21 protein-coding genes and 1 pseudogene are annotated in these 24,751 nt (G+C 67.7%); 5 read left to right on the forward strand and 17 right to left on the reverse strand.

Annotation, left to right across the window (positions count from 1 at the left end; translation table 11 throughout):
- Nucleotides 1–47 precede the first annotated feature (47 nt).
- A complete protein-coding gene (locus JL37_RS09020) occupies nucleotides 48–1,184 on the forward strand; it encodes a C45 family peptidase (RefSeq protein WP_043543842.1) in 1,137 nt (378 codons plus the stop codon).
- Nucleotides 1,185–1,222: 38 nt separating this feature from the next.
- Nucleotides 1,223–2,782, forward strand: coding sequence for an ABC transporter substrate-binding protein (locus JL37_RS09025; RefSeq protein WP_043543461.1), 1,560 nt, complete (start codon nucleotides 1,223–1,225; stop codon nucleotides 2,780–2,782).
- Nucleotides 2,783–3,086: 304 nt separating this feature from the next.
- Here the strand turns inward: JL37_RS09025 and JL37_RS09030 are convergent, their stop codons facing one another.
- The 7 genes from JL37_RS09030 to JL37_RS09060 all read right to left on the reverse strand — a co-directional run bounded on the left by JL37_RS09030 (nucleotide 3,087) and on the right by JL37_RS09060 (nucleotide 10,953).
- On the reverse strand, nucleotides 3,087–4,646 hold the full coding sequence (locus JL37_RS09030) for an ABC transporter substrate-binding protein (RefSeq protein ID WP_043543464.1): 1,560 nt from the start codon (nucleotides 4,644–4,646) through the stop codon (nucleotides 3,087–3,089).
- Between the two features lie 178 nt (nucleotides 4,647–4,824).
- Nucleotides 4,825–5,445: a GntR family transcriptional regulator gene (locus JL37_RS09035; protein ID WP_043543468.1), complete on the reverse strand. Its 621-nt coding sequence runs from the start codon at nucleotides 5,443–5,445 to the stop codon at nucleotides 4,825–4,827.
- A gap of 90 nt (nucleotides 5,446–5,535) precedes the next feature.
- The gene (locus JL37_RS09040; RefSeq protein WP_043543469.1) at nucleotides 5,536–7,191 is read right to left on the reverse strand and encodes an ABC transporter ATP-binding protein; all 1,656 of its coding nucleotides are present in this window, start codon (nucleotides 7,189–7,191) and stop codon (nucleotides 5,536–5,538) included.
- Nucleotides 7,188–8,009, reverse strand: coding sequence for an ABC transporter permease (locus tag JL37_RS09045; protein WP_043543471.1), 822 nt, complete (start codon nucleotides 8,007–8,009; stop codon nucleotides 7,188–7,190). The genes JL37_RS09040 and JL37_RS09045 overlap by 4 nt, the downstream gene beginning before the upstream one ends.
- Nucleotides 8,006–8,950, reverse strand: a complete 945-nt coding sequence (locus tag JL37_RS09050; RefSeq protein ID WP_043543475.1) for an ABC transporter permease — start codon at nucleotides 8,948–8,950, stop codon at nucleotides 8,006–8,008. Before JL37_RS09050 ends, JL37_RS09045 begins: the two co-directional genes overlap by 4 nt.
- A gap of 62 nt (nucleotides 8,951–9,012) precedes the next feature.
- Nucleotides 9,013–9,876 (reverse strand): hydrolase, encoded by an 864-nt coding sequence (locus tag JL37_RS09055; RefSeq protein WP_043543476.1) that lies wholly within the window; start codon nucleotides 9,874–9,876, stop codon nucleotides 9,013–9,015.
- A gap of 159 nt (nucleotides 9,877–10,035) precedes the next feature.
- Nucleotides 10,036–10,953, reverse strand: a complete 918-nt coding sequence (locus JL37_RS09060) for a DUF808 domain-containing protein (RefSeq protein ID WP_043543478.1) — start codon at nucleotides 10,951–10,953, stop codon at nucleotides 10,036–10,038.
- Nucleotides 10,954–11,116: 163 nt separating this feature from the next.
- Between JL37_RS09060 and JL37_RS09065 the strand changes: the two genes are divergently transcribed.
- Complete coding sequence (locus JL37_RS09065; protein WP_043543479.1) at nucleotides 11,117–11,425, forward strand: DUF1272 domain-containing protein; 309 nt, start codon at nucleotides 11,117–11,119, stop codon at nucleotides 11,423–11,425.
- A gap of 3 nt (nucleotides 11,426–11,428) precedes the next feature.
- On the opposite strand, the gene JL37_RS09070 is transcribed toward JL37_RS09065, so the two are convergent.
- A complete protein-coding gene (locus tag JL37_RS09070) occupies nucleotides 11,429–11,839 on the reverse strand; it encodes a hemerythrin domain-containing protein (protein ID WP_043543481.1) in 411 nt (136 codons plus the stop codon).
- A gap of 58 nt (nucleotides 11,840–11,897) precedes the next feature.
- Nucleotides 11,898–12,593: an iron-sulfur cluster repair protein YtfE gene (gene ytfE / locus JL37_RS09075; protein ID WP_043543482.1), complete on the reverse strand. Its 696-nt coding sequence runs from the start codon at nucleotides 12,591–12,593 to the stop codon at nucleotides 11,898–11,900.
- Nucleotides 12,594–12,745: 152 nt separating this feature from the next.
- Here ytfE and norR point away from each other — a divergent pair, with 152 nt between their 5' ends.
- The gene (norR, locus tag JL37_RS09080; protein ID WP_043543484.1) at nucleotides 12,746–14,275 is read left to right on the forward strand and encodes a nitric oxide reductase transcriptional regulator NorR; all 1,530 of its coding nucleotides are present in this window, start codon (nucleotides 12,746–12,748) and stop codon (nucleotides 14,273–14,275) included.
- Nucleotides 14,276–14,305: 30 nt separating this feature from the next.
- Here the strand turns inward: norR and JL37_RS09085 are convergent, their stop codons facing one another.
- The 4 genes and pseudogenes from JL37_RS09085 to JL37_RS09095 all read right to left on the reverse strand — a co-directional run bounded on the left by JL37_RS09085 (nucleotide 14,306) and on the right by JL37_RS09095 (nucleotide 18,788).
- On the reverse strand, nucleotides 14,306–15,274 hold the full coding sequence (locus tag JL37_RS09085; protein ID WP_043543486.1) for a tripartite tricarboxylate transporter substrate binding protein: 969 nt from the start codon (nucleotides 15,272–15,274) through the stop codon (nucleotides 14,306–14,308).
- Between the two features lie 65 nt (nucleotides 15,275–15,339).
- Nucleotides 15,340–16,329, reverse strand: a complete 990-nt coding sequence (locus JL37_RS30855) for an MDR family oxidoreductase (protein ID WP_043543843.1) — start codon at nucleotides 16,327–16,329, stop codon at nucleotides 15,340–15,342.
- Between the two features lie 78 nt (nucleotides 16,330–16,407).
- Nucleotides 16,408–17,550: pseudogene (locus tag JL37_RS30860) on the reverse strand (acyl-CoA dehydrogenase family protein); the annotation flags it as partial.
- Nucleotides 17,547–18,788, reverse strand: coding sequence for a CaiB/BaiF CoA-transferase family protein (locus JL37_RS09095; RefSeq protein ID WP_231570318.1), 1,242 nt, complete (start codon nucleotides 18,786–18,788; stop codon nucleotides 17,547–17,549). The gene JL37_RS09095 and the pseudogene JL37_RS30860, both read right to left, overlap by 4 nt.
- 124 nt (nucleotides 18,789–18,912) lie before the next feature.
- On the opposite strand from JL37_RS09095, the gene gcvA reads away from it, so the two are divergent.
- On the forward strand, nucleotides 18,913–19,824 hold the full coding sequence (gcvA, locus tag JL37_RS09100; protein WP_043543490.1) for a transcriptional regulator GcvA: 912 nt from the start codon (nucleotides 18,913–18,915) through the stop codon (nucleotides 19,822–19,824).
- A 13-nt stretch (nucleotides 19,825–19,837) separates the two neighbouring features.
- Here gcvA and JL37_RS09105 read toward each other — a convergent pair whose 3' ends face one another.
- Genes JL37_RS09105 through JL37_RS09120 form a run of 4 tightly spaced genes read right to left on the reverse strand, consistent with a single transcriptional unit; the run spans nucleotide 19,838 to nucleotide 24,716 of the window.
- A complete protein-coding gene (locus JL37_RS09105) occupies nucleotides 19,838–21,148 on the reverse strand; it encodes an alpha/beta fold hydrolase (RefSeq protein WP_081955010.1) in 1,311 nt (436 codons plus the stop codon).
- On the reverse strand, nucleotides 21,145–21,597 hold the full coding sequence (locus tag JL37_RS09110) for a VOC family protein (protein ID WP_043543493.1): 453 nt from the start codon (nucleotides 21,595–21,597) through the stop codon (nucleotides 21,145–21,147). Before JL37_RS09110 ends, JL37_RS09105 begins: the two co-directional genes overlap by 4 nt.
- A 30-nt stretch (nucleotides 21,598–21,627) precedes the next feature.
- A complete protein-coding gene (locus JL37_RS09115) occupies nucleotides 21,628–23,886 on the reverse strand; it encodes a thiamine pyrophosphate-dependent enzyme (RefSeq protein ID WP_231570319.1) in 2,259 nt (752 codons plus the stop codon).
- A gap of 11 nt (nucleotides 23,887–23,897) precedes the next feature.
- Nucleotides 23,898–24,716 carry an ABC transporter ATP-binding protein gene (locus JL37_RS09120; protein WP_043543494.1) on the reverse strand — a complete coding sequence of 273 codons (819 nt, stop codon included), beginning with the start codon at nucleotides 24,714–24,716 and terminating at the stop codon, nucleotides 23,898–23,900.
- Nucleotides 24,717–24,751: the final 35 nt, after the last annotated feature.

The raw sequence follows: 24,751 nt of genomic DNA on the forward strand, positions 1-24,751 counted from the left end.
TCATTTCCCATCCCTGCTTTTGCGGCAAGACGCGCCGCCATCCGTCCATGACCCAGATCACCCAATTTCCCTTCGTATCGGTTTCGGGCTCGCCCGAGGCCCGCGGCCGTTCCTATGGCCAGCAAGCCGCCGACCGCGTGCGCAAGAGCGCCGCGATGTACGGCCAGACGCTGGTCGACCTGGGGTATGACGCCATGGCGCGCACCCAGCTCATCACCGGCTTCGCCCGCGAAATCGAGAATTTCGCGCCGCATTACCTGGAAGAAATGCGCGGCATCGCCGCCGGCGCCGACGTGCCTTTCGAAGACATCGTGATGGTCAACGCGCGCACCGAGGTGATCGCCAAGGCCCGCGCCGAAAAGAAGAAAGCCGCCGAGCTGGAACCGGGCGACGGCTGCACCGGCGCGATGATCCTGCCCACGCGCTCGGCCAACGGCCGCCTCATCCACGGCCAGAACTGGGACTGGCGCGCCGAGTGCGCCGAGACCGCCATCGTGCTGCGCGTGCGCAACGACAACGGCCCCGACATCCTGACCTTCGTCGAAGCGGGCGGCCTGGCTCGCAGCGGCCTGAACAGCGCCGGCGTCTCCATCACCGCCAATTACCTGGAATCCGACCGCGACTTCCGCCAGCTGGGCGTGCCGCTGTCGCTGATCCGCCGCAAGGTGCTGGAGCAGGAACATTTCGCGCTCGCCATCAAGGCGGTGGCGACGACTCCCAAGTCCTGCTCCAACAACATCATGATCGGCATGGCCGCGGGTTTCGGCGTCGACTATGAATGCACCATCGACGAGGCCTTCCCCATCTACCCCGGCAGCGACGACCTGATCGTGCACGCCAACCACTGGGTCAGCGAAGTCGCCCTGAGCAAGCTGCGCGACACGGGCCGCGCCAGCACGCCCGAAAGCGCCTACCGCGACTGGCGCGTGCGCCGTCTGCTGAATGAAAGCCAGCAACTGACGCGGGAAGACCTCAAGCGCGCCCTGTTCGACGATTTCGGCACGCCCTATTCGGTCTGCCGCCCGCCGCGTCCGGGCAGCCACGACAATCTGTCGGCCACGGTCGCCATGGTCATCATGGAACCCGCCGCCGGCCTGATGGAAGTCGCTCCGCTGCCCGCCCTGAACCGCAGCTTCACCCGGTACAGCCTGGACGCCGAACCCGAATTGCTGGCCGCCGCCTGAGCAGGCGGACTCCGGCGCAACCCGAGGAAGACATAGACATGAAAATCCATCTATTGAGCGCCGCGGTTGCGCTGGCCCTGGCCGGGCTGTCCGGCCAGGCGCATGCTGCCGCGCCGCTGCGCATTTCGCTGACGGCCGACATCCGCTCGACCGAGCCCGGCGTCAACCGGGACAGCAATAGCGACGCGGTCGTGCTGCACATCGTCGAAGGCCTGGTCGCCTATGGCGAAGACGCCGAGGTCCGTCCCCTGCTGGCCAAGTCGATCGACATCAGCCCGGACGGCAAGACCTATACCTTCAAGCTGCGCGAGGGAGTGAAGTTCCACAACGGCGCGCCGCTGACGTCGGCGGACGTGCTGTGGAGCTGGCAGCACTACACGGCGGCCAAGTCGGGCTGGCGCTGCGCCAGCGAATTCGACGGCCGCGGCACGGTGAAGGTAACCGGCGTGGAAGCGCCGGACGCCCACACGGTCGTGTACCGGCTGGAGAAGCCCAGCGCGCTGTTCCTGGCGTCGCTGGCGCGCACGGACTGCGGCGGCACGGGCATCCTGCACAAGGACTCGGTCAAGGCCGACGGCAGCTGGGACAAGCCCATCGGCACCGGCCCCTTCGCGCTGGCCGAATGGAAGCGCGGCGAATACGTGCGCCTGACGAAGTTCGCCGACTACGCCAACCTCGGCGGCAAACGGGACGGCTACACCGGCTCCAAGCGCCCGCTGGTGGACGAGGTGCGGTTCGTCATCGTGCCTGACGACTCCACGGCCAAGGCGGCGCTGGAGCGCGGCGACATCGACATCATCGAAGACCTGTCCAACAGCGACGTGCCGGTCCTGCAGAAAGCGCCGAACATCAAGGTGGCGTACGCCCCCGTGATGAGCATGACGGCGCTGCTGCTGCAGACCAAGGACCCGCTGCTGTCCAATCCCAAGATGCGCCAGGCCCTGGCCCACGCCATCGACTACGCCCAGCTCGCCGGCGCCGTGACCGAGGGACTGGCCCAGCCCAACAATTCCATCGTGCCGCTGGTGTCGCCCTACTACGATGCCGCGCAGAAGCAGGGCTGGAACTATGACGCGGCGCTGTCGCAGAAGCTGCTGCAAGAGGCGGGCTACAAGGGCCAGGAACTGGTGCTGATGACAACCAAGCGCTACCCGCAGTCGTACAACTCGGCGGTGATCCTGCAAGCCATGCTGCAGGCCGCGGGGATCAATGCGCGCTTGTCGGTGGTGGAATGGGCGACGCAACTGGACCGCTACAACGCCGGCACCTACCAGATGATGGCCTTCCCCTATTCCGCGCGCCTGGACGCGGCGCTGAACTACGAGATGGTGACGGGCGACAAGGCGAAGCAGCCGCGCAAGGTCTGGGACAGTCCGGAAGCGCTGAAGCTGATCGATGCGGCATCGATGGATACGGACCATGCGAAGCGGCAGGCCGCGTTCGACCAGCTGCACAAGCTGTTCCTGGCCGACGTGCCCAGCATTCCGCTGTACAACGGGCTGGATATCGGGGCCTACCGGGCCGATGTGAAGGGATACCAGCCTTGGGCGGTGAAGAAGCCGCGCGCCTGGGAAGTGGAGCGGATCGGAGGGCGTTGACGGGGGATTCAGGCCGGCGATCCCTGCCCGCGATGGGTAATGCGGGTGTGTCTGACACCCCGATGGCAAAGCGCTGCGGGCTTGAAGCGATCGTCCACGGGTGTCAGACACCGATCGCGGCGGCAGGTATTCCGCCGGGGTGTCAGACACCCGGGCAGCATCCCTTCAATCCGTGCCGTCATCTCTTACGGGTGTCTGACGGGATCTGATATATCCCGACACGCTTCGGTGTCAGACACCCGGCAAAGAACATTGCATACGCGTAGCGGCAAGCGCTGCGCCCTTCCCGAGCGCAGCCGGATGACTACTTCCCTGCGACGACCTTGGTCTCCCACACGCGCGGCTTGCCTTCCCAGACCGAGAAGCCCTGCACCCGCTTGTTGTTCGCCCAGGCGTCCGCGCCGTTGTAGAGCACCAGCAGCGGCGTCTGTTCCAGCATCAGCGCATGCAGCTGGTCGAACAGGGCCTGGCGCTTGGCCGGATCCGATTCCAGGAAGCTCTCGTCGATCAGCTTCTGCGCGGCGGGGTCGTCCCAGACCTTGCGGGGCTGCTTGGCCTTGTCGCCGGAGAACTGCTCGAAGCTCAGCGCCGGATCCAGACGGGACGAATAGGTGAACGAGCTGATCTGGTACTTGCCGGTGTTGTAGCGGTCCAGCTGCGTGGCCCATTCCAGCACTTCGATCTTGGCGTTGATGCCCACCGCCTGCATCATGGCCTGCGCGATCACCGCCACCTGGTAGCTCGGCACGTGGGCGCGCTTGTTGGCGTAGATGACGATGGGCTCGCCCTTATAGCCGGCTTCCTTCAGCAACTGCTGCGCGCGCGCCGGATCGTACTTGTAGGTGCGCTTTTCGGCGTTCTGGTAGTAGGCGGAGCCGGCGTAGACGGCGGAATTGTTCAACTGGCCCAGCCCTTCCGAGGCCGCCGCCACCACTTGCGGAATATCCAGCGAGGCGGCGATGGCCTGGCGCAGCTTCACGTTCTTCAGCACCGGATCCTGCGTCTGGAACAGCAGCGCGTGCTTGGTCGCGTCGTGCGGGCCGAACACGCTCAGGTTCGGCGCGCTCTTGAGTTCGGTGAAGTCGGTGCTGGTGATCTGCCCGGCGTCGATGGCGCCCGACATCAGGCCCGCCTTCGAGGTGGACGGATCCGGCACCACCAGGAACTTCACTTCGTCCACCAGCGGGCGCTTGGAGCCGACGTAGCCGTCGGGCTTGTCGCCGGCGGGAGAGGCGTAGTCCTTGAAGGCCGACAACAGGGTGTACTCGCCCCGCTTCCATTCCTTGAGCATGAACGGGCCGGTGCCGACCGGCTTGATCCAGGAGCCGTCGGCGGCGACCGAATCCTTGGACAGGATGGCCGTCATGCCGCAGTCGGTGCGGGCCAGCGAATCCAGGAAAACCGCCGACTTGCGATCCAGCTTCATCACCACCGTCTGGGCATCGGGCGCGGACACGTCCGTCACCTTCAGGCCGTTGCGGCCGTCGAAGTCGCTGCGGCAGCGCCAGTCCGTTTTCGGATCCATGTAGCGCTGCCAGCTCCACAGCACGTCCGCCGAGCTCAGCGCGGCGCCGTTATGGAACTTGACACCGTCGCGCAGCTTGAAGGTGTAGGTCAGGCCGTCTTCCGACAGATCCACCGACTTGGCCAGCAACGGCCCCACCGTGCCGTTCTCGCGGTAGCCGACGAGGCCTTCGACGATATTGAGCACCACGCCGTCGGTCGTGTTGTCACGGTTGACGCCGGGGTTGGTCGAGCGGATGTCGGCCGGTTGGGCGACGGTCAGCAGTTCGGCGTGGGCCGGACCCGCGGCGGCCAGAGCCAGGCTGAGCGCGAGCGCTCTGGGAACGAAAACGTGGTGCATGCAAAAACTCCCGGGGCGTGCGGCGCAAGATTCACGCATATATTGGCGCCAAAATAAGTAGACAATTATGGACGCTATACCGGCGGCCGCCATACGGGGTATCCCTGAAACAGGGCGCGAAATGCACCGCGGCGGCCTCCTTTCCAGGATGGCCGCCGCGATGGCTGAGGCAAGAGGGTCAGGAAATGTCTTGGCCGACGTGCGCCGCGATGATTTTCTGCAGCCGTTTCACGTCGCGGGCCTCCAGCGCCTCGACCATGTCGAAGTGCTCGCGCGCGGAAGTTTCGATGCGCGAGCGCGTCACCCATTCCTTCGCCGGCGCAGCCGGCCCGCGGGCCCGGGTTTCCTGGATCAGCGCGGCCAGCTCCCGGTTACGGCACATGTCGTACATGCCGGCGTGGAAGGCCAGGTTGACTTCGTACTGTTCCAGCAGCGTGCCGTCCTGGAGCAGCTCGGCGAAACGCTCGGCCAGGGCGCGCAACGCCCGCACCTTGGCGGCGGTGACGTTGGGCATCAGGTCCGCCGCCGCGCCGGTTTCGAGCAGGATGCGGATGTCCCGGATCTGCAGGTGCTGGTCCGGATCCATGGCATACACGTGGTAGCCCCGGTTCGGGATGTGCGCAATCAGCCGCTTCGCGGCCAATTGGTCTAGCGCCCGCCGGACGTCCAGGCGCTTGGCCTCGTAACGTTCCTGCAGGTCGATCTGCTTCAGCCAGGCGCCGGGACCATATACGCCCGCTTGGATATCATGGGCAATACGATCAACCAGGCCGGGCCGTGTCGCCGCCGCTTTCGGCATGGACCCCTCCCGTCAATCAAATCCGAAGCGCGTATTTTAGGGGCAAGTCGGCGCCGCGCCAGCACGCCTGCACTGCGCCGCCCCCGGGGCCTACGCCGTCGCCCGCAGGGGTTCCTGCCCCTCCAGCCGCCAGCGCAGGCGGACCCCGCCGGCGTCGGTAGACTCCAGCGCCGGAATGGCCGAAAGCAGGCTGCGGGTGTAGTCCTCGCGCGGATGGTCGAATACCTCGTCCCGGCTGCCCTGCTCCACGATGCCTCCGTCGCGCATGACCACCACGCGGTCGGCCACCTGCTCCACCACGCCCAGGTCGTGGCTGATGAACAGGCAGGAAAATCCATGGCGCTCCTGCAGGTCGGCGAACAGGTCCAGCACCTGCGCGCGCACCGTCACGTCCAGCGCGGACACCGGTTCGTCGGCGATCACGAAGGCGGGCCGCCGCACCACCGCGCGGGCGATCGCCACCCGCTGGCGCTGGCCGCCCGACAGTTCGTGCGGGAAGCGCTTGGCGTACTCCGAGCCCAGGCCCACTTCCGCCAGCACCTCGTCCACGCGGCGGCGCTTGTCGGCCGCCGGCATGTCGTCCAGCATACGCAGGCCCTCGCCCACCAGTTGCCCGATGGTCATGCGCGGATCCAGCGATGAATAGGGATCCTGGAACACCATCTGGCAGTTCAGCCGGTAGTCGCGCCAGGCGGGCGAGCGGCGGCCGACCTGCTGGTTCCGGAACAGGATCTGGCCCGACGTGGGCATCAACAGCCCCGCGATGGCGCGGCCCAGCGTGGTCTTGCCCGAGCCGGAGCCGCCCACCACCGCCACCACCTCCCGCGGCTTCACATGCAGGTCGATGCCGTTCAGCGCCCGCTTGGCCCCCGTGCGGGAGAACAGACGCTGATGGCCCGCGTAGTCCACGACCAGGTTCTTGACCTCGACGATCGGCGCTTCCTTGGTCTGCGCACGCGCCGGCAGGCGGCGCGGCATGGCGTCCAGCAGCTTGCGCGTGTAGGGATGCTGCGGCCGCTCCAGGATGCCGGCCGTGGTGCCGGTTTCCAGCACCTTGCCATGCTGCATCACCACCATGCGCTCTGTGTAGCGCGCCACCATGGGCAGGTCGTGGCTGATCATCAGCACGGCGGTATGGTGTTCGCGGGTCAGGTCCACCATCAGTTCCAGAACGTCGCGCTGCACCACGGCGTCCAACGCCGTAGTGGGCTCGTCGGCGATCAGGAGAGCGGGCTCCAGCAGCATCACGGAGGCCAGCATCATGCGCTGGCGCATGCCGCCCGAAAACTCGTGCGGCCAGGCCTCCATCGCCCCCTTCGGATCGCGGATGCCCACGCGCCGCAGCATTTCCAGGATACGCTCGCGGCGCGCGCCGGCCGGCAGGTCCCTGCGATGCAGTTTCAGGCCTTCGTCCAGCTGGCGCCCGATGGACATGGACGGATTGAGCGAGGTCATGGGTTCCTGGAACACCATGCCGATGCGCGCCCCGCGCAGCTTGCGCAGCGCCGCCGGACTCGCCTTCGTGACGTCCACGCCTTCGAACAGGATGGAGCCGCCCGCCACCACCAGCGGCGGCGGCGTCAGTCCCATGATGGCGCGCGCGGCCTGGGTCTTGCCGCTGCCGGATTCCCCGACGATGCCGACCATCTCGCCCGGCGCCACTTCAAAGGACACGCCGCCGACGATCTCGCGTCCGCCCGGTCCCACCGTCAGGGACAGATTCGATACGGATACCAGTGCGCTCATTGCACGCCCCTCATGCGGGGATCGAAGCGGTCTCGCACCGCGTCGCCCAGCAGGTTGATCCCCAGCAGCGCGAGCGCGATGGCCAGGCCGGGAAGAATGGAAAGATAGGAAGCCTGCGCCATGAACGGCCGCGCCGCCGCGAGCATGTTGCCCCAGGTGGGCGCGGGCGGCGGAACGCCCAGGCCCAGGAAGGACAGCGCGCTTTCCGCCAGGATCACCCAGCCGAACATGGAGGTGGCCAGCACGGTCAGCGGCGCCACGCAATTGGGCAGCACGTGGCGGAACATGGTGTAGAGCTCGGAGTTGCCCAGCACCCGGGAAGACTCGATGAACTCCTTCTCGCGCAGGGACAGCACCGTACCGCGCACGATGCGCGTCACCGAGGGCGTATAGGCCAGGCCCAGCGCCAGGATGATGCCGTACTTGTTCGCCCCCACCACGGCCAGCAGGCCCAGCGCCAGCAGCAGGCCAGGAAAGGCCAGCAGCGCGTTGTTGAACGCCATGATGATGCGGTCGGTCCAGCCTCGGACGAAGCCGGTCAGGGTGCCGATGGCCGTGCCCGCCACGATGGCGAAGGTCACGGTCAGGAGGCTGATCCAGACGCTGCTGGACGCCCCCGCCAGGAGGCGGGACAGTTCGTCGCGGCCGAACTCGTCCGTGCCCAGCAGGAAATCCCCCCCGGGCGGACGCAGGCGCGCCGCAAAGTTGATCTTGAGCGGGTCGTGGGGCGTCCAGAAGGCGCCCATGATCGCCGCGACGATCATCAGCGCCACGATCGCGCCGCCCAGTAGCGCATTGGCCGGAATTCGCTTTTTCATTCGGCGGTCACTCTCGGGTCGAAGATGGGATAGCAGAGATCGATGAGCAGGTTCACGATCACGTAGACCACGCCCACGAACAGCAGGCAGCCCTGGATCACGGGATAGTCGCGGGCGAAGATCGAGTCCACCAGCAGACGGCCCAGGCCGGGAATCGTGAACACCGTTTCCACCACCGCGATGCCACCCAGCAGGTTGCCCAGGACCAGGCCGATCAGCGTCCACGTGGGGCCGAAGGCATTGCGGAAAGCGTGGCGCATCAGCACGGCCGATTCGGACAGCCCCTTGGCGCGCGCGTGGGTGATGTAGTCCAGCCTCAGGACTTCCAGCGTGCTGGCCCGCGCCATGCGCATCAGGACGCCGATCTCATGCAGGAACAGCGTGGCGATCGGCATGACCAGGTACAGCAGGCCCGCTTTCCAGTCGTCGCCGATGGACACGTAGCCCACCACCGGCAGCCATTGCAGCTTCAGGCCGAAGAAGATCAGGAGCAGCAGGCCCAGCCAGAAGGTCGGGATGGACACCAGCAGCGTGGCCGTCCCCACCAGGAACAGGTCCGGAGCCTTGTTCTGCTTCCACGCGGCGACCATGCCCGCCGGCACCGCCACCAGCGCGGCGAACAGCACCGCCACCAGCACCACGCGGCCGCTGATCAGGAAGCGGTCCCACACCAGCGGCAGCACGGGCTGGCCGGTGTTGATGGAGGATCCCAGGTCGCCGTGCAGCATGTTGCCGAACCAGATTCCGAACTGGGCCGCCCAGGTCTGGTCCAGGCCCAGCCTGGCCCGCAGGTCCGCCAGCGCGGCCGGCGTGGCCAGATCGCCCAGCAGCAGCTGGGCCGGATCGCCGGGAATGAGCCGGATCATCACGAACACGGCCACCGCCACGATCAGCAGCGTGGGCACCGCCATGACGATACGGGATAGCGCGAAACGCAGCATGGCCCTCTCCTTATTGCCCCGCGCGCGGGCAGTGGCGCCGCGCGCGCTTCAAGATTCCGGTGTTACGCATTGCGCAGCCTGGCCAGCGCCACGGCCAGGAAATCCTGGACCTGGCCGACGCATTTCAGGCCGTCGTGCGGCACGTTTTCCACCATGTCCAGCGTCACGTCCACGCCCGCCGCCTCGAACGAACGGCGCAGCGATTCCAGGCGCTCCGGGCGGTTCTTGCCGGCGGAGTTCGCGCCGGGCATGAAGAACTTGCCGCCTTCACGATGGGTGATTTCCCAGGTTTCCAGGTCGGCCTTGCCCACGATCATGTGCACGGCCACCTTGCGCAAGGCATCGACGTCGATGCGCTTGCCGTAGCGCGCTTCCACATCGCGCACGCCCACCCACCAGTCCTGCTCCGGATCCAGCAGCGTCACCGAGCCCGGCGCGCCGATCGACACGGCCCAAAGGCGTTCGGGGTGCAACAACGCGAAGCGGTTCACGAACTGGCCGCCGCCCGAATAACCGAACAGGCCGAACTGCTTGAAATCGCGGCCGAACTTCTCGCCCACTTCCGCCACCATGTCCAGCAGGACCTGGTCGTAGCGGATATCGCCCTCGCGCAGCTGCTTGAAACCGTCGCGATTGCCGTCGCCCAACGGACCGACGGGAAACAGCGGGCACAGCACGATGCAATCGTTCCAGCGGGCAAACTCCGCGAACGCATCGCGGTATTCCACAAAGGCCCGGCCCGTGCCGTGCATGATCACGACCAGCTCCATGGGGTGCTTGGCCGCGTCGATATGCGGCGGCACGTACATGCAATAGGAAAAGCGCGGATCGGTGCGCGCCGCGAAGACGGTGCTGTGGCCCAGGTCGTAGATGGCCCGGGCGCGGGCGGCGTCGGGTTGGATGGCGAGTGCTGCGTCGGACTGCATGATTTCCTCGTTTCCACGGTCGCGTGCGCGTACCGCGGTCTATGCCGGTGGTCGAAATAATGATTACCTAAATTGGCGCCAATTTTAGGCGTCACTGCGCCGGCACAACAAGGCAGGGGATTCCCTAGGGCGGCGCGCCCGCCGAGGGCGCGCCGGGCGTCAGCGTTTTCCGAAGAGCCGCTTGGCCAGGCCCACGACTCCAAGCACCACGGCCCCGGCAACGACGCCGAACAAGGCGTTGAGCAGGGTGGACACCAGCGCCTGGACCACGCCGCCCTCGCCCACGGCGGCGGCGGCCTGCTCGATAAGGCCATGCACGGGCGCGATGCCGTGCGTCAGGATGGCGCCGCCGACCATGAACATGGCGGCCGTGCCCACCACGGACAGCGTCTTCATCAGATAGGGCGCGGCGCCCACGATGCGGCCGCCCAGCCAGGCCAGGGCGCGCGACGGCTTGCGGCTGAGGTACAGGCCCAGGTCATCGAGCTTGACGATGCCGGCCACCAGGCCATAGACGCCGACCGTCATGGCGACGGCGATGATGGACAGCACCATGACCTGGCGGATGAAGTCGGCGTCGGCCACCGCCCCCAGGCTGATGACGATGATTTCCGCCGACAGGATGAAATCGGTGCGTACCGCCCCCTTGATCTTGGACCGTTCGAAAGCGACCATGTCGACGGCCTGGTCCTGCAGGGCTTCGGAAAGCGCCGCGTGGTGACCTTCCGGCGAATCGCCGTGCGACAGGTATTTATGAGCCAGTTTCTCGACGCCCTCGTAGCAGAGGAACGCGCCGCCCAGCATCAGGAGCGGCGTGATCGCCCAGGGCGCGAAAGCGCTGATGAGCAGCGCCGCCGGCACCAGGATCAGCTTGTTGATGAAGGAGCCCTTGGCGACCGCCCAGACCACCGCCAGCTCGCGGTTGACGGGCACGCCGGTGACCTGCTGCGCATTCAGCGCCAGGTCGTCGCCCAGGACCCCCGCGGTTTTCTTGGCGGCCACCTTGGTCATGACGGACACATCGTCCAGGATGGTAGCGATGTCGTCGAACAATGCAAAGAAACTGCTTCCGGCCATCAAGAATCCCCTGTCGCCCCGTAAGGTTTCCCGAGTTTACAGGCGGCCGGGGCCAGATACGCGTGCCGCGCATGGCCGTTTTCATTCCTTTTGTGTCCGGATCTGCATGGCTCTCCGGCCCGCAAGCGCCTACCCTGGAATCCCACCGTCCCAGGAGTCCACCATGCTCGCTCTGCGCCCCACTTGCGAACACTGCGACACCGCGCTGCCGCCGGCATCCGCCAAGGCCAGGATATGCAGCTTTGAATGCACCTTCTGCGCCGATTGCGCGGAAGGCCTGCTGGGCAATGTCTGCCCCAATTGCGGCGGCGGCTTCGCGCCTCGTCCCGTGCGGCCGGCCAGCGACCGCAAGGGCGGAAACTACCTGGGCCGGTACCCGGCCAGCACGGAGCGCAAGCACCGGCCCGTCGACCTGGCCGCCCACGCAAGCCTGCTGCGCAGCCTGGAGGGAGTTCCTCCCGAGGAACGCTAGGCGCTACATCGCCTCGATGCGAGGATAGAGATCGCGGTTTTCGCGCTGCATGCGTTCGTGGACGCGGCGCAGCACCATATTGGCGTCCGCCCGGAAGCCGGCTTCGTCCCGTTCCAGGCTGCCCGCATTGTTCCAGCGGCGGGCGAAGTCCTCGTAGCTGCGCGCGATCTCGTCCATTTCGTCCTGGAAGGCGCGGCTGGTGCGGGCTAGGTCCGCGTCGGCGCTGCGGGCCACGGCCGGATACAAGGCCCTGTCCTCCACGGCCAGGTGCAGCTTGATCGTCGCGCTGATGGACACGATGCCGCGCGCGATCTCGGCCGCGTTGCGGGCGACGCCCGCATGCGCCAGCCGGCGCAGCGAGGCGATGCCCTGCAGGATATCCACGTGTTGCTGTTTGAATTTGTCGATGTTCATGCTGGATTCCTTCAGGCGCGGCGGGGCCGCTTGCCCCGCCCCCGCGTTTTCTACGTCTTCAGCCCGCCGCCCGTTGCATGGCGGGCGGCTCGGCAGGGCCGGCGGCGTTTTCGAACAGGATGTTGTTCTCCAGGTGGATGTGCGCCATCAGGTCTTCCTTGAAGGTCCGGATGCCCAGGTACAGCGCCCGCCATGTATTGCAGGCGGCGCGCGGCAGGGTCACGCCGTTGGTCAGGGCCAGCAGGCGTTCCAACGCCACGCCGTGGTCGTCGTGCTCCATGCGCATGACCCTGATGGGCATGGTCGCCATGGCGCCGTGCCCGCGCGCCAGCATGGGGAACAGCACCTGTTCCTCTTTCTGCATATGGCTTTCCAGTTCCTGCTGCATGACGCGCAGGTGGTCCGCCAGGCCGGTCGGACAATCCGGGCTGTCGGCGTGCACCTGCTCCACCTTCAGCGCCAGCCGGATCAGCTCGGGCAACTGCTGGCGGTGCACCTCGTGGTAGCGCTCCAGGATGTGATCGATCAGTTCCGCGGGCGAGGCCAGGCCCCAATCCCTTTCCTGCGGGGCGTTCTGCGCCAGCGCGACGAGGCGGGCCTCGATCTGCGCCACGTCCAGCGAACGCTGGGCGGCCGCCTCGGCCAGGCTTTTCTTGCCGCCGCAGCAGAAGTCCAGCTCGTATTCATGAAAAACCTGAGTGGCGCCAGGAATGCTGCGGGCCAACTGTCCCAGGGATTGCTCGACCATGCTCATCGTCTTCTCCAGTGATCGTGACGGGTACCTGAACTAGAGCGAAATCCGTGCCAGAAAAAAGTTGTTATTTATCAAACATATGCAAATTAAATGGTAAATAGCACCCTTGCCGGGCGGGGTCATATTCACCTGCAAAAGGTAAAATTCACCCCATGCAAAACCTACTGCTTGCCGACTTGGTCGTCGACCTCCCTCCCGCCGTCCGCCTGCAGCGGCTGCTCTCCAGCCTGCGCGCGCATTTCCGTTGCGGGGCCGTAGCGCTGCTGCAACTGGAAGAAGACCACTTGCGCCCCGTCGCGGTGGACGGCCTGACGCAGGATGCGCTCGGGCGCCGCTTCGCCGTGCAGCATCATCCGCGGCTGGCGGCCATCCTGGCCCGGCGCGGCGTCACCTGCTTCCATCACGACAGCACCTTGCCCGATCCCTACGACGGGCTGATCAACGGCATGGCGGGCGAACCGCTGCCGGTGCACGATTGCATGGGCACCAGCCTGCACATCGAAGGCAGGCCCTGGGGCGTGCTGACCCTGGATGCGCTGGAGGTCGGCACCTTCGACGCGGAAGCCCAATCCGATCTGCGCGACTACATCGTGGTGCTGGAAGCGGCGCTGCGGACCACGCGGCTGGAGGCCGAGATCCGCGCGCTGCGCGTGGCGCGCGGCGCCGAGCCGGCGGACAGCGCCGCCCCCGACAGCAACGACATCCTGGGCCAGAGCGAATCCATCGGCCGGTTGCTGCACGAGATCGAGGTGGTGGCGGACTCCGAATTGCCTATCCTGCTGCTGGGCGAAACCGGCGTGGGCAAGGAACTGTTTGCCCACCGCGTGCATCGCCTTTCGCGCCGCCGCGACAAGCCTCTGGTGCATGTGAACTGCGCCGCCCTGCCCGAATCCCTGGCCGAGAGCGAACTGTTCGGCCACGCCAAAGGCGCCTTCTCGGGAGCGGTCACCGACCGCCCGGGCCGCTTCGAGGCCGCCAACGGCGGCACGCTGTTCCTGGACGAAGTGGGAGAGTTGCCTCTACTGGTGCAGGCCAAGCTGCTGCGCACCTTGCAGAACGGCGAAATCCAGCGGCTGGGCGACGACCGCCCGCGCAGGGTGGACGTGCGCATCGTGGCCGCCACCAACCGCAGCCTGCGGGACCTGGTCCGCGCCGGCGATTTCCGCGCCGATCTCTATCACCGCCTGTCCGTCTACCCGATCCCGATCCCGCCGCTGCGCGATCGCGGCAACGACGTGCTGCTGCTGGCCGGACGCTACCTGGAGCTGAACCGCGCGCGCCTGGGGTTGCGCAGCCTCAGACTGTCGGCGGAAGCCGAAGAGATGCTGCGCCGCTATCGCTGGCCCGGCAACGTGCGCGAACTGGAACACGTCATCAGCCGCGCGGCCATCAAGGCCGTCAGCCACGGCGCCAGCCGCAACGAGATCGTTACGCTGAGCGCCAAGCTGCTGGACCTGTCCGACGGGGGCATGGAGGTGGCCGGGCCCGATGAAGACATCGATACGCCCGAACCCGCAGGTCCCACCCTGGCGCTGCGCGACGCGGTGGATGCCTGCCAGCGCCAGGCGATCCGCCGCGCGCTGGCGGCGCACCAGGGCAACTGGGCCGTCGCCGCACGCGCCCTGGAGGTCGACCCCAGCAACCTGCACAAGCTGGCAAGGCGGCTGGGGCTCAAGGGCTGAAGCGGCGGCGGCCGGCGGCATGGACGGGGATCACTCGATCTTGATCCCCGTATCGCGGATGAGCTTGTCCCAGCGCTGCGATTCGGCCTGCACGCGCTGCTGGAACTCCTCGGGCGAGCTGGAGACGATATTGAAGCCTCCCTGCTCCATGCTGTTCTTGACCTGAGGCGTTGCCAGCGTGTCGCGCAGAGCCTGCTGCACGCGCTGGCGCACGTCGGGCGGCAAACCTGCCGGCGCCAGCATGCCGACCCACGAATAGGCTTCAAAGCCCGGCACCAGCTCGGCGATGGGCGGAACGTCCGGCAATGCGGGCGCCGGCTTCGCCGAGCCGATGGCCAGCGCATTCAGCCGCCCGCCCTGCACGAAGCCGACGATGGTAGGCAGGCTGGCGATCACCACGTCCACCTCGCCGCCCAGGATCGCATTGAACATCGGCCCGCCTCCGCGGTAAGGCACGTGCGTCACCTTGATGTCCGTGCGGGCGGCGAGCGCCGCGAGGTTGAGGTGATTGGAGCCGCCCACGCCGGACGAGCCGTAGTTCACCTGCCCCGGATGCGCGCGCGCATGGTCCAGGAATTGCTGCAAGGTGGTGATGCCGGTTTTCTTGGCCGTCAGCAACACCGCGGGCATGGTGCCGATCAGGCTGATGTAGTCGAACGACTTGATCGTGTCGTATTGCAGGTTCTTGTAAAGCGAACCATTGACCGCATGCGAATCGAAGGCCAGCATCAGCGTATAGCCATCGGCGGGCGCGCGCGCCAATTCGGCCGTGCCGATGGTGCCGGACGCGCCGCCCTTGTTGTCCACCACCACGGTCTGCCCCAGTTTCTGCGACAGCACCGGCGCGATATTGCGCGCCACGTAGTCCACCGAACCGCCCGGTGGGAACGGCACGATCAACCTCACGGGCCTGTCCGGATACCCCTCTCCCCATGCCGCCCCGGCGGCGGCGCAAAGCGCCGCCGCAGCGATGACGGAACGCCATCGTTGCTTCATCATGCCCAGTCTCCTTTGGTGGTGGTATGCGGGCCGCTATGCTGCGGCCCTCTTCGGTTCTACGGCCGCTATCGATTCACGTCGACGACGATGCGGCCTCGTATCCTGCCCTCCAGCAGCGGCACGGCGGCCGCGGCGATCTCCGACAGCCCCAGCTCGCGCGTGTTGGCTTCCAGCATGCCTTGGGGCAGTTCATCGGCCAGCCTGCGCCAGGCCTCGGCGCGCAGTCCCATGGGCGCGTAGACGCTGTCCACGCCGATCAGCGTCACGCCGCGGAGGATGAACGGCGCGACCGTCGCGGGCAGGTCCATGCCCTGGGCAAGCCCGCAGGCCGCCACCGGCGCGCCGTAGCGCATGCCGGCCAGCACATTCGCCAGCGTGTGGCTGCCCACGCAATCGACCGCCGCCGCCCACGCCTCTTTCTGCAGCGGCTTGCCTGGGCCCGCCAGCGTGGCGCGGTCCAGGATGCCGCTGGCGCCAAGGCTGCGCAGGTAGTCCGCCTCCTGCGGGCGCCCGGTGCTGGCCGTGACCGTGTAGCCCTTGCCCGCCAGCAGCGCGATGGCGACCGTGCCGACGCCGCCGTTGGCCCCGGTGACCAGCACCGGCCCGCCTTCGGGCGTGGCGTTGTGGCGCTCCAGCGCCATCACGCAAAGCATGGCGGTATAGCCGGCCGTGCCGATGGCCATGGCCCGGCGCGCGTCCATGCCCGCGGGCAGGCGCAGCAGCCAGTCGGCGGGCACGCGCGCGGCCTGCGCCAGGCCGCCCCAGCGGGTTTCGCCCAAACCCCGACCGTTGAGCAGCACCGCGTCGCCCGGCTTGAAGCGCGGGTCGGCGCTATGGCGCACCGTGCCCGCGAAATCGATGCCCGGCACCATGGGAAAACTGCGCACCACAGGCGACCTGCCGGTGATCGCCAGCGCGTCCTTGTAGTTCAGCGACGAATACGCCACGTCCACCAGCACCTCGCCATCGGGAAGCTCGTCCTCGTTGATCCGCTCGAGCCGCGCTTGCGTGGCGCCGTCTTCCCCTCGCGTCAATTTCAATGCCCGGTACGGCATTCCCCTCTCCCCGTCAGCAGAGGCGCCCGGCGCGGTGGCCCGCGGCGCCGTGGCGAACCGCGCGGCCAGCCCCGCCGCGATGCGCTCGTTCATCATTTCCGTGGTGCCGTCGGCGAAGCACAGCGCCTTGGCCGCCAGCAGCCGCCGCGCCATGCCCTGGACCGGCAACAATCCGCCGGCGCCCAAGACCTGCACGCAGGCGGACACGGCGTCCAGGCATTCCTCTCCGGCGTACTTCTTGGCCATGGCGGCCGCGGGCACGGCTTCGTCGGATCCCGCGTCGATCAGGCCCGCGGCGCGGTCCGCCAGCATCCGCAATATCTGCAAACGCGTCGATACGTCCGCCAGAGACCAGCGCAGGCCTTGCTGCTCGATGATCGGGCGGCCGAAAGCCTGCCGCGTCGAGGCGTGGCGCACCGCAAGCCGCAGCGCGCTGTCGAGCAGGCCCGCGGCCATCGCGGCGATATGCGTGCGCGCCTTGTTCACGCCGGCCAGCGCCATGGACAATCCCTGGCCCGGCGCGTCCAGCACGTCGCTGCCCTCGGCCGGATAGCCCGTCAGGCGGATGCCGGCGATGCCCGCCGCGCCCAGCCCTTCCAAGGGCGAGCCCGCCACCCGCTCGCATTGCGGCGCCCGCAGGTCGACGATGAAGCAGGCAATGCCCGCCGGTCCGCGCGCGGGATCCGTCTGCGCGAACACCAGCGCCAGTTCGCCACCCGCGGCGTTGGCGACCCAGGCCTTTTCGCCGTCCAGGATCCAGCCCCCTCCCTCGCTGCGCCGTGCCCGCGTGGCGATGGCGGCGAAATCGCTGCCGGCGCGCGGTTCCGACATCGCGGTGCCGCCGATCAGCTCTCCCGCCAGCAGGCCCGGCAGATAGCGCGCGCGCGCCGCCGCGCTGCCGTGCTCGGCGATGCGCAGCGCCACGTTGTGCTGGTTGATGAAGGCGAAAGCGAACGCGAAGTCCGTCGCCGCCAGGGTTTCCGCCACCCTGGCGCGCATGCGGTAGGGCAGGCCCAACCCACCCTCGCCCGCCGGGACCTCGATCCCGGCATAGCCCCGCCGGCATGCCTGCCGGATCAGGTCGCCGGCCCAGGACTGTTCGCCGCAACCCGCCGCCGCCAAGGGCCCCAGCTCGCTATGCGCGAATGCCGCCACGTCGCGCAACAACGCGCGCGCGTCCTCGCCCAGCCCGGCATCGCGATCTTCCAGGACGGCGTTCATCGCGCCGCTCCCGCCGCCGCGGCGCCCGTACGGATCACGCCCGCCGCCTGCAGGGCGGCCATCCTGTCGTCGCCATAGCCCGCCATGCCGCGCAACAGCGCCTCCGTGTCCTGGCCCAATGCGGGCGGGTAGCCCAGTTGCGGCCGGCCCGCGAACTTGAAGGGGTTGCCCAACATGCGCACGGGCTCTCCGCCTTGCGGCCGGGCCACGGCCTCCACCATGCCGCGCGACGCGGCCAGCGGATGCGCCAGCGCCTCGTCCACGCCCAGCACCAGCGCGGCGGGCACCCGCCGGGCCTCGAAGATATCCAGCCATTCCTGCGCCGTGCGCCGGCCGATGGCGCCGGCCAGGTCCTCGGTCAGGGCCTCTACATTGGCGACCCGCGCCGCCGGCGTGGCATAGCGGGCGTCCGCGGCCAGCCCGGGCAGCCCGATGGCGGCGCACAGCGCCTGCCAGAATGCATCGCCCGTCGGGGCCAGCGCGATCCAGCGCCCGTCCGACGTCCGATAAATGTCGCTGGGCGCGATCATGGCGTGCCGCGCGCCGCTGGCGCGCGGCGCAGGACCGCCTTGCAGATAGCCCTGCGCCTGCCAGGTCAGCATGGCCATCTGCGCGTCGAAAAGCGACACCTGGACGCGCTCTCCGATACCGGTGGCCTGCGCCTGCGCCAGACCCGCCGCCACTCCCAACGCCAGATAAAGCCCGCCCGCCAGATCCGCCACCTGGTAGCCCACGCGCACCGGCTTGCCGCCGGCCTCGCCCGTTATGCTCATCAGGCCGGACATGGCCTGCAGCATCAGGTCGAACGCCGGCGCGCCGGCATAGGGCCCCTGGTCGTCCAGCCCGATCAGCTGGCCGACCACGATACGAGGGTTGATCGCGGCCAGGGTCGCGTGATCCAGGCCCAGCCGCGCCGGCACATCGGAGGCAAAACCGTAGATCACCGCATCAGCTTCCCGCACCAGGTCCTGGAAGGCCTCTCGGCCCAGGGGGTGCTTCAGGTCCAGCGCCACGCTGCGTTTTCCCCGGTTCACCGACAGGAAGAACGGCGAATCCTGCGCATCGGACACCGGGGGCACCGAACGGGCATAGTCGCCGCCCACCGGCTCCACCTTGACGACCTCGGCGCCCAGTTGCGCCAGCAGCTGGCCGGCGAACGGCCCGCCCAACACCCACGTCAGATCCAGTATGACCTTGCCCTGCAGCATGCCCGCCACCCTCCAGTGAGTAAAATTCACAGTTCTTCCAGGCACGGCCTCCATCACCGCGATTTCCGGCCTGTATTCGTTGGGCGTATTCCAGCATGGCGTACGCGCCGAAGCCAGGCATCATTTTTCGCGACTGCCGTGAGGAAAATTCACAATGAAACCCAGACTGCCGCCGTTGACATCCATTCGCGCCTTCGAATCCGCCGGCCGCCAGCTGAGCTTCACGCAGGCCGCGGACGAGCTGTCCGTCACGCATGGCGCGATCAGCCATCAGATCAAGGCGCTGGAAGACTGGCTGGGCGTAAAGCTGTTCCGGCGCCTCGGCAAGAGGATCGAGCTCACGGACCAGGGGCGCCTGTACCTGGACACCATCAGCCCGGCGCTCAACGCCATCGCCTCGGCCTCGCGCAGCCTGCGCTCGCGGGAGGTGCTGCGCGTCAATGCCCTTCCCACTTTCACCATGCGCTGGCTGTTCCCCCGGCTGGCGCGATTCCGCGAGCAGTACCCGGAAGTGGAAGTGGAGATATCCACCGGGCTGGAACCCTTTCGCCTCCTGCCCTCGAACCTGGACGTGGTGATCCGGCGCGAGGCCGAGCCCACGCCCGGCCTCTACAAGCGCCGCGTGCTGAACGAAAGCTTTTTCCCCGTATGCGCCCCCGGCCTGCTGCAACGGCTGCCGCTTGCCCGCATCACCGATCTGTCGCGCCACACGTTCCTGCACTGCCGCGCGCGGCGCAGCGCCTGGAGCGACTGGCTCGCCAGCGTCCAGCACAGCCGCGTCGTGCCGGCCGAATCATTGGAGCTGGAACATCTCTACTTCGCGTTGCAGGCCGCGCTCGACGGACTGGGCATGACCATCGGCTATTCGTCGCTGGTGGCCAGCGACATCGAGGACGGGCGGTTGGTCGCCCCGTTCGGACCGCTGACCGTCCAGTCGCCCGGCTACTTCATCATCATCCGCGAAGAGCGGCGCCACGATCCCCTGCTGAAGACGTTCTGCGACTGGCTGATGGTCGAGGGCGAGCGTTTCAACAAGCATATGGAAACGCTGGTGCCGGGAAGATGACCCGGCCCGCGCCTCAGCGCCGCGTCGGCATGCTCTCCAGCACGATATCCGCGACCAGCTTGCCGGCCTCCCATTGCGGCATGTGGCCCGCATCGGGCAGCAGGTGCAGCGCCGTCCGGGGCGGCGCGTTCAAGGCGTGCCGCCATGGAATGATCGTGTCCCTCCGGCCGTGGATGATGGTGCAGCGGCACGGCGCGCCTACCAGGTCCGGACCTATGTGCAGCTGCTGCACGCCGTTCCAGCCGGCCGACCGGCACAGCTCGACCAGGGCCTCGCGGCGAGCCTGCGTGCCCTGGCGCAGCGCGTCGATGAAAGCCGCCGATGGCGTCATGCCCGAGACGGTGAGCTTCGCCAGTTCGCGCTGCACGGCCTCATTGGTGGAGGCGTGCGTCATGCCCGTGAGGAAACTCTGGTCGATCTCGGTGCCCAGCCCCAGCGGCGCGATCAACACCAGGGCTTCCACGCCGACGCCAGGCCGCGACGCCACCCTGGCCGCGACCGCCGCCCCGAATGAATGGCCCACCAGCGTCACCGGCCCGGCGCAATGGGATGCGATGGCGTCAGCCACCGTGTCGACGACGTCCTCGAAGCCCGTAGCCTGCGAACGCGTCTGGCCGTGGCAAGGCAGGTCCATCGCCAGCACGCGCAGGCCGGCCCTGCTGAGCGCATGCGCCAGGCTGGCCCAGGTATCTCGGTCACCGAACATGCCGTGGACGAGCACGGCTGTCGGGCCGCCGGGACGAGCCTCCGCCTCCCATAGGCTCAGCCGCACGTCCCCGTGGCGCGTCGCCGCCCAGGCTTCGCGCACATTCGCCTGTCCGCCGTCGCGGGCCAGCGGCCGTGCCTGCCCGATGTCGGACACGGTCACCCGGCCGTTCGGACCGGACCCCTGGACCGCGTCCAGCGCGATGCCGCGTTCGGCCGCCACGCGCCGCGCCGCGGGCGTGGCGAATTTGCGCTCGCCCGCAGGCGCTGCCGGGGCGGCTTGCGGCGGCCGGGACGCCGGCGCGGGAGCCGCCTCGGCTCGGCCCGCGGAAGCAGTGGGCGGCGCGGCCTTGCTTTCCTGGGCAGGCGCTTCGCCCTCCACCCGTATCCTGGCGATGACCGTATCCGCGTTCACGATACCGTCGACTGCCACCACGTGCTCGACCATGACGCCGTCTTCGTGCGCGGGCACCTCGATGATGGACTTGTCGGTCTCGATTTCGACCAGCACGTCGCCCGACTTGAACGCTTGGCCCGGCGGCACGATCCAGGCGACCAGGCGGGCGGCGTCCAGCGCCTCCCCCGTCGGCGGGACGACCATGTCTAGCATTCTGGTCATGCTGTTTCCTTCATGAACTGGATGAACTCCGTAATGGCGCCTTCAGGCTCCATCAGATAGAACACCTTGGTGCGCCCCTGCCGCATCACGCGCGGGGACGACACGCTTTCATATCCCGCGCGGCTAGCCTGCTCGAACACCGCGTCCACATCCTCGACCTCGAACGCCATGTGGCTGTAGCCGAAGTCGCATTGCCGGCGCGGCCGCTTGTCGCCGTCCGGCGCGTAGTACTTGAATAATTCGATCCGGTGCGTGCCATGGCGCAGCATCGCCCAGCGTATGGTCGCCCCGGGCAGTCCCACCACCTCGCCCAATGCGGGTTCCGAGCGGTGGTCCATCTCTCCTTCCAGCTCGAAGCCCAGGAAATCCGTGTAGAAATTCCGGGCCCGCTCGAAATCGTTGACACAGATGGCGGTATGGTGCGTGGCAAGCAATCTATCTTTCAGCATTGGTCTATCTCCCGGGCGCGGACGCCGGCATCAACGGGAACCGCCGCGGCGGCTGTCCAGGGAACGGAGCGCCGCCTCCACGGCCTGCGCGTCCGCCAGCGCGGCCCGCTCCAGCACCTTGGAAACCACCGGCGAGGAATTGGATCCGGTGACATGGACGATCTCGTGGTCCAGCCAGTCGAATAGGCGCGACTGCGCGTCGCTGGCCACCCGAGACCCGATCGAGGTGCCTCGGGTGGTCTGCTCCACGATCATCAGCGCCTGCGTGCGCCTGACGCCCGCTTCGATGGTTTCCCAATCGATGCCCAGCGGATCCAGCGTGCGCAGGTCGATCACCTGCGCATCGATCCCGCTGCGTTCCGCAACCTGGCAGCAGGTCTCGACCATGACCCCATATGTCAGGATGGTGCAGCGCGAGCCCTGCCGTGCGACGCGGGCGCGGCCGATGGGAACGATGTAGTCCCAGTCCGCCTCCGGCACCTTGTCCACCTTCTTGAAGAGATCGTTGTATTCCACGATCAGCACCGGGTCGTCGCAGCGCAGCGCGGCATTGAGCAGCCCGATGTAATCGTAGGGGCGCGACGGCGCCAGGATGCGCCATCCGGGGTACTGCGCGAACAGACCGCTGGCGTCCATCGAATGCTGCGAACCGTAGCCGGTGCCGGCCGTGACGCGGCTGCGCACCACCACGGGCACGGCGAACTTGCCGCCGAACATATGCCGCACCTTGGCGATCTGGTTGAACAGCTGGTCCGCCGCGACCAGCGCGAAATCCGGGTACATGATTTCCACCACCGGGCGCATGCCGTTCAAGGCCGCTCCCAGCGCCAGGCCGGTGAAGCCGTTCTCGCAGATTGGCGTGCCGATGAGCCGCTCGGGGAAATGGTCCCCGATATCCTTGGTGGCGCCAGCGGTGCCGCCCTTCAGGCGATGCACGTCCTCGCCCAGGATGAAGATGCCGTCGTCGCGCTGCATGTTCAGCAGCATCGCCCGCGAGATCACGTCCTGGAACTTCGCGTCCGCGAGGCCGGCGGACGGCTGGTCTTCCAGTTCCGCCACGCGCTGGCCCGCCAGCTCGCTCAGATCGCCCCGGATGCCCGTGTCCACGCTCGCCGGATCGGGCCACAGCTCGGGCCGGATGCGCTGCGATTTCTCGTCGCCATAGTGCTCCAGCAGCCGCTCCAGCGCGCCGTCGATCAGTTCGTCCGCCCGGCGTTCGAGCGCCGCGATGCCGGCATCGTCGATCACGCCCAGCGTCTTCAACTGGGCCGGGAACGTCACGATGGGATCGCGCGCCTGCCAGGCTTCCTCTTCCTCTTTTTCGCGGTAGCGGAACGCGCTGCCTTTCAGGGCGCCGGACTGGTGCAGATAGCGGTAGGTCTGCGCCTCCAGCAGCACCGGTCCGCCGTCCCGGCGAATGATGGCGCGCGCTTCCTGCATGGCCAGGCGCGCGGCCACGACGTCCATGCCGTCGAACTCGATGGCCGGCACGCCCAGCGACAGGCCGCGCGCCGACAGCCGGGTCTCGCGGGTCTGTTCGGAGACGTGCGTGGACACTGCGTACAGATTGTTTTCCACGAAAAAAATCGTGGGCGTACTGTAGAGCGCCGCCAGGTTCATGGCCTCGTAGGCCGCGCCGCTCTGCATGGCGCCGTCGCCGAAAAAGGCCACGGACACGTGCTCGCGCCCGCGCAGCTTGTCGGCGAAGGCGTAGCCCACGGCGTGCGATGGGTTGCCGCCCACGATGGCGTTCGAACCGTAGACGCCGGCTTCGGGATAGCGCAGGTGCATGGAACCGCCCCGGCCGCCGCAATAGCCGGGCGTCAGGCCCAGGATCTCGGCGTAGGTCCGGTACACCACCTCGCGGTGCGCAGCCAGCGTCTCCGAGGCCTGCGGCGCGTAGTCCGCGGGCGTGGCGTGGTTCAGGGCCTTGGCCAGGAATTGATGGTGCATGCGGTGCGTGCCATTGATCTTGTCCGCCGACTCCAGCACCGACATGGCTCCCACCGCAGCTCCGTCCTGCCCGATGCTGGAATGCGCGGGGCCATGCAGAATGCCGGCCACGCTCAGCTTCAGGAGTTTTTCCTCGAAGCGACGTATCAATATCAACTGCTCCAGCATGACTGTCATCTGCCGGGGCTCAATGCCTCGCGCGTCGTCCTCCGTAACCTTGAGCCGCCACCATGGGGTCTCGGTCTTCAGAGCGGCAAGCCGGGAACTCATCGTTTCGTCTCCAGACCGGTCTTTCCGGCCGGACGCCGGCGCGGCGCCATCTTCGATATGCTTCATGTTGCGTTCCTTCAATGGGCCGTGGCCAGGGCGGTGTCCAGGGGCTCCGTCTCCTGCGCCCGGAGCAGCTTCCAGATATGCGTGCGCAGGTGCACGAACGCCTCCATGTCCATCACGTCCTCGATCCGTTCCATGCTGTCCCAGTCCTCGCGCTTGCGCACATCGGAGACGTTGATGATCTCTTTGATCTGTCCGGGCCGCCCCGTCAGCACCACCACCCGGTCCGACAGGTAGACCGCTTCCTCCACGCTGTGCGTGATGAACAGCACCGTGCGCGGATTGAGCCGCGACAGCTTGACCAGCTCTTCCTGCATGACGACCCGCGTCTGCGCATCCAGCGCGCCGAACGGCTCGTCCATCAGCAGCACGTCGGGGTCCAGCGCATAGCTGCGCGCGATCGCCACGCGCTGCTGCATGCCGCCCGACAACTGGTGTGGATAGGCCTGCTCGTAACCCGCCAAGCCCATCAGCTCGATATAGCGCGCCACCGTTGCCGCTCGCGCCTCGCGCGAGGCTCCCTTGCACTTCAGGCCGAAGCCGATGTTCTCGGTCACGGTCTTCCAGGGGAAGAGCGCGAACTGCTGGAATACGACGGCGCGGTCGGGCCCGGGCTGCTCCACCTCTCTGCCGCCGACGCGCACGCTGCCCGCCGAGGGAAACTCCAGGCCCGCCGCCATCCTCATCAAGGTGGTCTTGCCGCAACCCGAGGGCCCGACGATGGAGACGAACTCCCTTTCCCCCACCTCGAAGCTGACGTCGTCCAGCGCCAGGAAGCGCTCGCCGCCCCGGCTGAAGGTGCGCTGCACCCGTTCGAAAGTGATCTGACTCATGCTTGCGTTCCTTTGTTGAAAGCCGCGGCCGCCGG

The sequence above is a fragment of the Achromobacter sp. RTa genome, assembly GCF_000757485.1.
In the GTDB taxonomy this organism is placed as follows: Bacteria; Pseudomonadota; Gammaproteobacteria; order Burkholderiales; family Burkholderiaceae_B; genus Achromobacter.